The sequence below is a fragment of the Streptomyces sp. NPDC004435 genome (assembly GCF_042873895.1).
GTDB lineage: Bacteria > Actinomycetota > Actinomycetes > Streptomycetales > Streptomycetaceae > Streptomyces.
The window spans coordinates 109,556-119,268 of record NZ_JBIAMB010000027.1; the positions used below are offsets into that span (position 1 = coordinate 109,556).

Genomic DNA, 9,713 nt, shown 5'->3' on the forward strand with positions numbered 1-9,713 from the left:
TGTCAGCCCTCCCCCGCCCGGTTCTCTCCCTCTTCCCCGTCTTCCGCCCCTTCCTCGGCGCGGGCCAGCAGCTCCCGGAGGAGTTGCTCGTCGGAGGCGGGGAGGGTGGTGACGAAGCGGGTGAGGACGGCCTCCCGGTCCCCCTCGCCGTCGAGCAGTCTGCGCATCCGGAGGGCGGCGAGCCCCGCCTCGTCGGCCACGGCCGTCCACTCGAAGGACCGGCCGGCGCGTTCGCGGGCGACGGCCCCCTTGGCGTGGAGGCGGGTCAGGATGGTGATGACGGTGGTGTACGCGAGTCCGCCGCCGAGCACCTCCCGCACCGCACCGGCGGTGACCGGCCGGCCCGCGGCCCGCACCGCGGCGAGGACCTGGGCCTCCAGCTCGCCCTGGCCGCGCCGGCGCGCGGCGGCCCCGGTGGGCTCCGGCTCCCCGGCGTCCCGCTTCTTCATCCGTCGTCCCCCTCGCCGTTCCCGGCCGCTCGCCCGGACCGTCCGGACGTCGTTCATCGTTCGGGGGGTGACCCTACCCGGTCCTTCTACGCCCCTGTAGATTGACGCGGGTCGGACCACCGTCCCGTCCCCCGCCAGGAGAGTCCCCGTGTTCGGTATGAGCGAGATCGCGATCCTGCTGGTCGTCGTCGCCCTGGTGGTCGGCGCGAAGAAGCTGCCGGAGCTGGCCCGCAACGCCGGCAAGGCCGCCCGCATCCTGAAGGCGGAGGCGCGCGAGATGAAGGCGGGCGACGCGCCCCGCGAACCGGCGGTCACCTACACCGTCAAGGAGACGCGGACCTCCGCCGAGAACCGCTGACCCCCGCGCGCTACGCGACGGGCAGGGGCTCGGCGACCGAGGCGAGGTAGCGGGCGTACTCGTCCAGGGCGGCCAAGGCCTGCTCGTCGTCGCGGTCGATCAGCCAGGTGAGGGTCAGGCCGTCGAGGACGCCGAGGCCGTGACGGGCGAGAACCGCGAGGTCCACGGTCCAGGCGAGGCCCGCCGCCCGAGCCATCGACTCCAGGTGGGCGCGGTTCACGTCCAGGTAGTGCCGGTACTGGCGGCGGGCCAGGTCGGCGAGGCCGGGCCGGCGGAGCGCGTACTGGGTGACCTCGTACGTCACCAGGTGCTCGTCCGGGCGGGCGCGGACCTGCTCCCAGTACGCGCGGAGGATCGCGCGGACCTTGTCGAAGGGGGTGGCGCCCTCCGGGTGGGCGAGGTCGGCCGGCGGGAGGTTCCGCTCCATGATCCGCTCGATGACGGTCTGGAAGAGCTCCTCCTTGGAACGGAAGCAGTAGTGGAAGGCGCCGAGCGGCACCCCGGCCTCGGCGACCACGGCCCGGGTGGTGGTCTCGGCGACCCCGTCGCGGATCATGACCCGGATCGCCGCCTCCGCCAGCTGCTCGCGGCGCTCACCGGCGGAGAGTCGGGGCATGGGACGGCTCCTCGGGAGGGGGCGGGGCCGGTCGGCCGGGGCCGGGGCCGGTCGGGGCGGGGGCCGCGATGGGCCGGGTCACGGTACCGCAGGGCGGTCGGAGGTCACAGGAAGGCCATGCCCTCGCCCCGGTAGGTGGGGACCTCGTCCACCACCCGGTCGTGTTCGACGAGGTGGAGGGTGTCGACGCGTTCGCAGAGCTCGCCGGCCTTGGCGTGCCGGAACCAGACCCGGTCGCCGAAGCGGAGGGTGTCGGCGGCGGGTCCCACGAGCGGGGTCTGGACCTCGCCCGCGCCCTCGGAGCCGAGCATCCGCAGCCCCGCCGGGTGGACGGGGACGGGCAGCCGGTCCGGCCCGGGGGCGCCGGACGCGGTCCAGCCGCCGCCGAGGACGGTGACGTGGCCGGGGGCGGGGCGGCGGACCACCGCGAGCGCGAAGAAGGCGGCGGGCAGCGGACTGAAGCCCCGGTAGTGGTCGAAGAGGGCGGGGGCGTAGAGCCCGGATCCCGCGCCGAGTTCGGTGACGGCGGGCTCGGCGGAGGTGGTCTCCAGGCTGCCGGTGCCGCCTCCGTTCACGAACTCCAGCGGGGCGACCTCGCGGACGGCGCGGACGGCGGCGGCGCGGCGGGCGCGCAGCTCGCGGGCGGAGAGCCGCTGGACCGCGCGGACGGCGGTGCGCATCGGGCGGGCCTGGGTCGGCTGGTCGTCGCCGACCCCGGCGATCTGCCCCTCGTACGCCATCACGCCGACCAGCCGCAGCCGGGGACGGGCGACGACGGCGCGGGCCAGAGCCGCCGCCTGGGCGGGGGCGTGCAGGGGCGAGCGGCGCATGCCGAGGTGGACGCGGCCGCCGAGCAGGCGGAGGGAGGCGTCGAGGTCGAGACAGACACGGACCGGGGGGCCCGAGGCTCCGACGGCCGCGGTGAGGAGGTCGAGCTGTTCGAGGGAGTCGACCATGACGGTGACGCGGGCGGCGGCGTCCTCGTCGGCGGCGAGACGGCCCAGCGCGTCGGTGTCGGCGGTCGGATAGCCGACGAGGACGTCCGCGCGGGGGTCGTGGGCGGCGAGCCAGAGCGCCTCGGGAAGGGTGAAGGCGAGGACGCCGGCGAAGCCCGGGCGGGCCAGGACGTCGTCGATGAGGGCGCGGCAGCGGAGCGACTTGCTGGCGAGCCGGATCGGCTTGCCGCCGGCGCGGCGGGCCATCTGCGCGGCGTTGGCGCGCAGCGCGCCGAGGTCCACGGCGGCGAAGGGCGGCTGGAGTCCGGCGGTCGCCTTCTCCAGGTCGGCGAAGCCGGCGGGGCGCGGGGCGGACGCGGTCGGCACCGCGGAGTCCGGGGACACGGCGGCTGCGGCGTCGGGGCGGGCGCTTGCCATGATGGGCGGCCTTTCGTGGACCTCTGCGGGGACGGGGACCTCTGCCGGGACGTCGGCCTCTGCTGGGACGGGGACCTCTGCCGCGACGTCGCCCCCTGCCGGGACGTCGACCTCCGCGGGACGCGGACCTCCTCCGGATACGGATCTTCTCCGGACGCGGGCCGACGCCGGACGCGGTGCGGACTCCGCGAGGAACCGGGCCGCGCGCCGGGCACGGATGCGGACTCCGCGGGACCTGGGCCGCGGCGTACGGATGCGGGCTCTGCGGGGACCGGTGGCGACGCCGTCACCGTCTCTTGGTCGCCCGTCCAAGTCAAGACTCCAGGACCCTTGACTTGGACGCTTGACCAAGTCCACCCTTCCGGACAGCGAGAACCGGCGGTAACCGCCCCTCTCCCGTCCGACGTACAGGAACACCGGCCCGAAGGGAACGCCCGGCATGAGCGGCAGCGACAACGGCGGCGTGTGGCGCAACTGGGCCGGCAACGAGGAGGCCCGCCCCCGGCGGGTGCTGCGCCCGGCGCGGACCGAGGACGTCGCCGCGGCCGTGAAGGACGCGGTGCGGGACGGGCTGCGGGTCAAGGCGGTCGGCTCCGGGCACTCCTTCAGCGGCGTCGCCGTCGCCCCGGACGTCCAGCTCCGCCTCGACCGGCTCGACGCCGTGGACGCGGTGGACCCGGAGACCGGGCTCGTCACCGTCGGTGCCGGCATGCCGCTGTGGAAACTGAACCCGCTGCTCGCCTCGCACGGCCTCGCCCTGGAGAACATGGGCGACATCGACCGGCAGACGATCTCCGGCGCGATCTCCACCGGCACCCACGGCTCCGGGATCCGCTTCGGCGGCATCGCCACCCAGGTGCGGGCACTCGAACTCGTGCTGGCCGACGGATCGGTGACGGTCTGTTCGCCGACCGAGCGGCCCGAGCTGTTCGCCGCGGCCCGGGTCGGCCTCGGGGCGCTGGGCGTCATCACCAAGGTCACCCTCCAGACCGTCCCGCTCTACGCCCTGCACGCCCGGGACACCTCGACGCCCGTCACCGAGACCCTCGGCCGGATCGACGAACTCGTGGCGGAGAACGACCACTTCGAGTTCTTCTGGTTCCCGCACAGCGAGACCACCCTGACCCGCCGCTTCCGCCGGCTGCCCGGTGACGCCCCCCTCTCCCCCATCGGCGCCCTCTCCCGGCGGCTCGACGAGGCCGTCAGCGGCCCCGGCTTCGAGGCCCTGAACCGGCTCGGCACCCGCGTGCCGCGCCTGGTGCCGCCGATCACCCGCTTCGCCGCGCGCGCGATGTCCTCCAGGACCTGGACCGACCACGCGTACCGGATCTTCGCCTCGGTGCGCGACGTCCGCTTCCACGAGGGCGAGTTCGCGATCCCGCGCGCGCACGCGGCCGAGGCGCTGCGGGAGCTCCGGGCCTGGATCGACGCGCAGGGCGAGCCGGTGTCCTTCCCCCTGGAGGTCCGCTTCACGGCCGCCGACGACATCTGGCTCTCCACCGCGCAGGGCCGGGAGAGCTGCTACATCGCCTTCCACCAGTACCACCGGATGCCGTACCGCCGGTACTTCGACGCCTGCCAGAGGATCCTCGCCTCCTACGGCGGCCGTCCGCACTGGGGCAAGATGCACGACCTCGGCGCGGCCGAGCTGCGCCCCCGCTACGAGCGCTTCGACGACTTCGTGGCCCTGCGTGACCGCCTCGACCCCGCCGGCGTCCTCTCCAACCCGTACCTCGACCGGGTCCTCGGCTCACCCCCGGCGGCCGGCTGACCCCCGTCCCGGGGGACTGACCTCCGGCCCGGGGCGAGTGGCACACTGGCTCCCGGTCTGCCGAAGGAGTACCGCCGTGTCCGTCATGCAGCGCCTGCGCACCGCCGTCCGCCGGACCTACCGGCGGAGGGTGGACCTGAGCCACCCGGCCCGCTCGCCGCTCGGCAGCGCGGTCGTGAACTGCGTCGTGTACGTCGACGGGGTGCGGCGGACGGTCCGGGGCACGAGCGCCGAGGACGCCCTGCGGCACGTCCGCCGGAGCGGGGACGGCTTCGTGTGGATCGGGCTGCACGAGCCGGCGGAGAAGGAACTGACGGTGCTGGCCGAGCTCTTCGGGCTGCACCCGCTGGCCGTCGAGGACGCGGTCCACGCCCATCAGCGGCCCAAGGTCGAGGAGTACGACGGGGTGCTGTTCGCCGTCCTGAAGACGGTCCGGTACGTCGAGCACGAGGAGCTGACCGCGACCAGCGAGGTGGTGGACACCGGCGAGCTGATGGCCTTCGTCGGGCCCGACTTCGTCCTCACCATCCGGCACGGCGGGCACGGCTCCCTCGGACCCCTGCGCGAGGCGCTGGAGGCGCTGCCCGAGCAGCTGGCCAAGGGACCGTCCGCCGTGCTGCACGCGATGGCGGACCACGTGGTGGACGACTACCTGGCCGTCGCGGACGCGGTACAGACCGACCTCGACGCCATCGAGAACGCCGTCTTCTCCGGCCAGGCGGGCCGCGGTGACGCCGGCCGGATCTACCAGCTCAAGCGGGAACTGCTCGAACTGCGCCGGGCGGTCGCCCCGCTCGCCCGCCCGCTCACGGCGCTCGCCACCCGGCCCATGCCGCTGGTCGACCCGGAGATCCGGACGTACTTCCGGGACGTCACCGACCACCTCGCCCGGGTCACCGAGCAGGTCGCCTCCTACGACACCCTGCTCGACTCGGTGCTCCAGGCGCATCTGGCGCAGGTCACGGTCGCGCAGAACGAGGACATGCGGAAGATCACCGCGTGGGCGGCGATCGTCGCGGTGCCGACGATGGTGTGCGGGATGTACGGCATGAACTTCGACCACATGCCGGAACTGCGCTGGACCTACGGCTATCCGCTGGTCCTCGGGGTGATCGCGGTGGCCTGCTTCGTCATCCACCGGGGCTTCCGCCGCAACGGCTGGCTGTAGCGCGACGGGCCGGGCGCCCGTACGGGAGGGCCCGGCCTGATCAGGCCGGGCGGGCGCGGCGCCGCCTCACAGACCCGCCCCTCCACCGGCCTCCAGGTACTGGCCGGTGATCCAGCGGGCGTCGTCGGAGACGAGGAAGGCGACGATGTCGGCGATGTCCCCGGGGGTGCCGATCCGGCCGAGGACCGCGAGCGAGGCGAGCGCGGCGGTCGCCTCGGGGGTGGTCCGGAGGCGGGCGTTCATGTCCGTGGCGACGAAGCCGGGGGCGACCGTGTTGACCGTGATCCCGCGCGGGCCGAGCTCCTTGGCGAGGGCCAGGGTCATGGTGTCGACGGCGCCCTTGGTCATGGCGTACGTGACGGATTCCGGGTAGGCGTTCCGTGAGGTCAGCGAGGAGATGTTGACGATCCGGCCGCCGTCGCGGAACCGGTCGAGGCACCGCTGGACGAGGAAGAGCGGAGCCTTGACGTTGACCGCGAAGAGCCGGTCGAAGACCTCGGGGCTGAGCTGGTGCAGCCGGCCGGAGCCGCTGGCCCCCGCGTTGTTGACCAGGATGTCGACCTCGGGCCCCGCGCCGGCGTCCGCGAGGCCCCGGTCGAGCGCGGTGTAGAAGACGTCGACGGCGTCGGGCCGGTCCAGTTCCGCGCGGAAGGCGAAGGCCCGGCCGCCCTCCCGCTCGACGGCGGCGGCGGTCGCGGCGGCGGCGGTCGCGTCACTGCCGTAGTGGACGGCGACGAGGGCGCCGTCGCGGCCCAGCCGCTCGGCGATCCCCCGGCCGATGCCCCGGCTCGCGCCGGTGACGATCGCCGTCCTGCCTGCCAGTCTCGCCATGGTGGTACGTCCTGCCTCGTGCTGCGGATGGGGATGGTGGGGGCGCTGCGGCTCAGCCGTGGGAGGCGAGCAGCTCGCGGTACCAGGGGAGGTGGCGGGGGAACGCCGCGGTGAAGCCGGGGCCCGGGCCGCGGCCGAAATCGGTCCAGGGGCGTTCGTCGGCGAACCAGTGGTCCACGCCGAACAGCTCCAGGTGGTGGGCGGCGACCGGGTTCCCGGCGAGCAGCGCGCGGGCCTCGGCGAGCTCCACCGCGGGGCCCCGGGCGTCCCGTACCGAGGCCGGGAGCAGGGGCTCGACGGCGGCGAGGAGTTCGGCGTCGGAGACCGGGTCGGGGTGGGCGACGCAGTACGCGCCCGGCCTGGTCGCCGGGGAGAGCGCGGCGCCCAGCAGGGCGCCGGCCAGGCTCTCCACCTCGACCGTCGAGTGGAGCGAGCCGTGGCCGGCGAGCGGTCCCGGCAGGGCGGCGAGCAGTGTCAGGAGGCCGGGGACGACCATCCGGTCCCCCGTGCCGTAGACGAGGTGGGGGCGCAGCACGGTGCCGCCGGCGTCCAGGACGTACCGCTCACCGGCGGCCCGGGTCCTGCTGGTCGCCGACCCGGGGGCGAGCGGGAGGCCGTCGGGGTCGGCCGCGCGGAAGGGGCCGCGGCCGTGGACGGACGCGGTGCTGAGGGAGACGATCCGGGTGGCGCCGGCGCGGCGCGCGGCGTCGACGAGGTCGCGGGTGCCGTGCTCGTTGACGGCCCGGAGCAGGTTTTCGGCGCCGCCGATCGCGGAGGCGCAGTGGACGACGGCGTCGACCCCGGCGCAGGCCCTGCGCAGCGCGTCGGGGTCCCGGAGGTCACCGCGGACGGTCTCGACGACGGGCCCGGCGCCCCGGCCGGCGGACGCCCCGCCGCCGTGGGCCGGAGGGGCCGTGTCCGCCGCGTCGGCGCGGCGGACGAGCAGGCGGACGTGGTCGAGGTCCGGGTGCGCGGCGGCCGCGGCGGCGACCCGGCCGCCGATGAAGCCGGTGGCGCCGGTGACGAGGATGCGGGTTCCCATGGGTTCTTCCGGTCGGTGCGGGGAGCGGCGGGGCGGGTTCGGCGTCAGCCGGCGCGGAGGGCGGGGGCGTACGTGGCCCCGGCCCCGGCCCTGGCGCGGTGCGGCGCGGCGAGGGTGCAGTCGAGGACCGCTTCGCCGCCCTGGTGGGCGAGGATCTGGACGGTGGTGGCGTCCCGGTCGAGCCCGGTCAGGATCTCGGCCTCGATCCAGCAGGGCTCGTCCAGTTCCACGTAGCGGTGGAAGCGGGCGTCGAGGGTGACGGGCGGCAGCGGGTCGCCGCCCGCCGCCGCCACCGCGGCCTGGCGGGCGGCTTCGAGGAGCAGCATCCCGGGGACGTGGTCGTTGGCGCGCCGGAAGAGGGTGGGGTGGGTGGTGTCCACCCGCAGCCGCCAGCGTCCCGGCGCGTCGCCGGGAGCGAGCACGACGTCCTTCTCGTGCTCGCGGCCGACGACGTGCGGCGGCACCGCGGGCAGCAGGGGTACGGGGGCGCCGATCCCGGCCAGACGGGCGCCCCGCATCCGCCGGTAGGCGGGGGCGGAGGTGCAGTTGATGCCGCCGCCGCCGGTGGCGAGCCGGCGGCCGTCGCGGCTGAGGACGAGCGAGGTGCGCATTTCGCGCAGGCCGCGCCCCCGGGTGCGTATGTCCGAGCAGGAGAGGTCGACGGTGATCTCGGTGGGCCGCTCGTCACGGGTCAGTTCCTCGGCGACGGCGTCGTAGGAGAGGTCCCACATGACGAACTGATCGTCCTCGGGTACCCCGAATTCCGCGTGGCAGATCAGCATGGTTGCCTGGCGCATGGTCTCGGCGACCAGCAGTGGGTCGTGCAGATCGCCGGTCCGCGGTACGAAGAAGGGGTGTGCGGCAGGCCAGCGGGCCGTCACGGAGAATCGGTTCTCCGCGTTGCGGCTCCAACCGGTGGGCAGAATGTCGGCGGGGTCGGCTCGGTGAACGAACTGTGCGGGGAACGGAGTTGACAACCCTTGAACGTTCCGATCCATGACTCCCCTTGCATTGCCCGTCGAGGTCCGCCGAGTTAGGTCGCGCGTAGAATACGTACAGTACGGTTTTCTTTTCAATGCTTCACGTCACAGGGTGAGCACGGACAGCGAGACAGCAGGAGTCACTTTGGCGCAGCAAGCGCGAGCGATCAGGACCCGGCGGATCATTCTCGATTCGGCCGCGGCCGTCTTCGCGGAGCACGGCTACGAGCGGGCGACGATCGGGGAAATCCTGACGCGCGCCGGAGTGACCAAGGGGGCTCTTTATTTCCACTTTGCTTCCAAGGAAGACCTCGCCCTCGGGGTGCTGAACGCCCAGCTGCTCGACGAGCCCCTGACCCCGCAGGACGTGAAGCTCCAGGAGCTGGTGGACCAGGGCTTCCTCCTCGCCCACCGGCTGAAGAGCGACCCCCTGGTCCAGGCGAGCGTGGCGCTCGCCCTCGACAGCGGCGCCACGGGCGTGGACCGGGCGGCTCCGTTCCAGGCGTGGGTGGATCAGGTCGCCGAGGCCCTCACGGCGGCCAAGGCGCGGGGCGAGATCCTGCCGCACGTCAACGTGGTGGACACCGCGGAGCTCTTCTCCGGGGCCTTCGCGGGCATCCAGACCATGTCCCAGGTCGTTTGCGGGCGTGACGACCTCACGCGCCGTGTCGTCGTCCTGCTCCAGCACGTCCTGCCGAGCATCAGCACCCCCGCCGTCCTGACCGGCCTCGACATGTCGCAGGAGCGCGCGAAGCGCCTCGCGGCCGAGTACGAGGAGACCCGTCGGCGCCACGAGGAGGCCGACGTGGCGGATGCGGAGAGTTAGCGAAAACCAACTGCACGGTTTCATCGGGCGCCCCGACGGCAGACTGCCGTCGGGGCGCTCTGGCGTCATGGCACTGAGTGTGTTTTGCTGAGGGTACTCAGTGCCATACGCGGTGCCGTAGCCGATTCCGGGTGCCACAAGCCAGGCCCCCGCACGCCAGGTGCCACCAGCATTTCCAGGGAGCTCAAGACCATGGGCAAGGACTTCGACCTGTACCGGACCTCCGAGGAGCACGAGATGCTCCGGGAGTCGGTGCGTGCGCTGGCGGAGGCGAAGATCGCTCCGTTCGCGGCGGCGGT

The 9,713-nt window shown here is 74.1% G+C and carries 11 protein-coding genes; 5 read left to right on the forward strand and 6 right to left on the reverse strand.

The window, feature by feature from the left end:
* Positions 1–2: 2 nt before the first annotated feature.
* Positions 3–449, reverse strand: a complete 447-nt coding sequence (locus tag ACFYT9_RS35280) for a BlaI/MecI/CopY family transcriptional regulator (protein ID WP_387278376.1) — start codon at positions 447–449, stop codon at positions 3–5.
* A gap of 157 nt (positions 450–606) precedes the next feature.
* Between ACFYT9_RS35280 and ACFYT9_RS35285 the strand changes: the two genes are divergently transcribed.
* Positions 607–807 carry a twin-arginine translocase TatA/TatE family subunit gene (locus tag ACFYT9_RS35285; protein WP_376596519.1) on the forward strand — a complete coding sequence of 67 codons (201 nt, stop codon included), beginning with the start codon at positions 607–609 and terminating at the stop codon, positions 805–807.
* A 10-nt stretch (positions 808–817) separates the two neighbouring features.
* On the opposite strand, the gene ACFYT9_RS35290 is transcribed toward ACFYT9_RS35285, so the two are convergent.
* Both ACFYT9_RS35290 and ACFYT9_RS35295 read right to left on the reverse strand, forming a co-directional pair.
* A complete protein-coding gene (locus ACFYT9_RS35290) occupies positions 818–1,423 on the reverse strand; it encodes a TetR/AcrR family transcriptional regulator (protein ID WP_376596509.1) in 606 nt (201 codons plus the stop codon).
* Between the two features lie 104 nt (positions 1,424–1,527).
* Positions 1,528–2,796 (reverse strand): alanine racemase, encoded by a 1,269-nt coding sequence (locus tag ACFYT9_RS35295; RefSeq protein ID WP_389170268.1) that lies wholly within the window; start codon positions 2,794–2,796, stop codon positions 1,528–1,530.
* 439 nt (positions 2,797–3,235) lie between these two features.
* Between ACFYT9_RS35295 and ACFYT9_RS35300 the strand changes: the two genes are divergently transcribed.
* The gene (locus tag ACFYT9_RS35300; RefSeq protein WP_389170270.1) at positions 3,236–4,567 is read left to right on the forward strand and encodes a D-arabinono-1,4-lactone oxidase; all 1,332 of its coding nucleotides are present in this window, start codon (positions 3,236–3,238) and stop codon (positions 4,565–4,567) included.
* A gap of 85 nt (positions 4,568–4,652) precedes the next feature.
* Complete coding sequence (gene corA / locus ACFYT9_RS35305; RefSeq protein WP_387278387.1) at positions 4,653–5,735, forward strand: magnesium/cobalt transporter CorA; 1,083 nt, start codon at positions 4,653–4,655, stop codon at positions 5,733–5,735.
* A gap of 66 nt (positions 5,736–5,801) precedes the next feature.
* Here the strand turns inward: corA and ACFYT9_RS35310 are convergent, their stop codons facing one another.
* Genes ACFYT9_RS35310 through ACFYT9_RS35320 form a run of 3 tightly spaced genes read right to left on the reverse strand, consistent with a single transcriptional unit; the run spans position 5,802 to position 8,606 of the window.
* Positions 5,802–6,566, reverse strand: coding sequence for a glucose 1-dehydrogenase (locus ACFYT9_RS35310; RefSeq protein WP_389170273.1), 765 nt, complete (start codon positions 6,564–6,566; stop codon positions 5,802–5,804).
* A gap of 52 nt (positions 6,567–6,618) precedes the next feature.
* Positions 6,619–7,608 carry an NAD-dependent epimerase/dehydratase family protein gene (locus ACFYT9_RS35315; protein WP_389170276.1) on the reverse strand — a complete coding sequence of 330 codons (990 nt, stop codon included), beginning with the start codon at positions 7,606–7,608 and terminating at the stop codon, positions 6,619–6,621.
* A 44-nt stretch (positions 7,609–7,652) separates the two neighbouring features.
* Positions 7,653–8,606: a ScbA/BarX family gamma-butyrolactone biosynthesis protein gene (locus tag ACFYT9_RS35320; protein ID WP_389170279.1), complete on the reverse strand. Its 954-nt coding sequence runs from the start codon at positions 8,604–8,606 to the stop codon at positions 7,653–7,655.
* Between the two features lie 127 nt (positions 8,607–8,733).
* Between ACFYT9_RS35320 and ACFYT9_RS35325 the strand changes: the two genes are divergently transcribed.
* Positions 8,734–9,414 (forward strand): ScbR family autoregulator-binding transcription factor, encoded by a 681-nt coding sequence (locus ACFYT9_RS35325; protein ID WP_387280692.1) that lies wholly within the window; start codon positions 8,734–8,736, stop codon positions 9,412–9,414.
* A 192-nt stretch (positions 9,415–9,606) separates the two neighbouring features.
* A partial coding sequence (locus ACFYT9_RS35330; RefSeq protein WP_242483871.1) for an acyl-CoA dehydrogenase family protein occupies positions 9,607–9,713 on the forward strand: 107 nt, incomplete at its 3' end.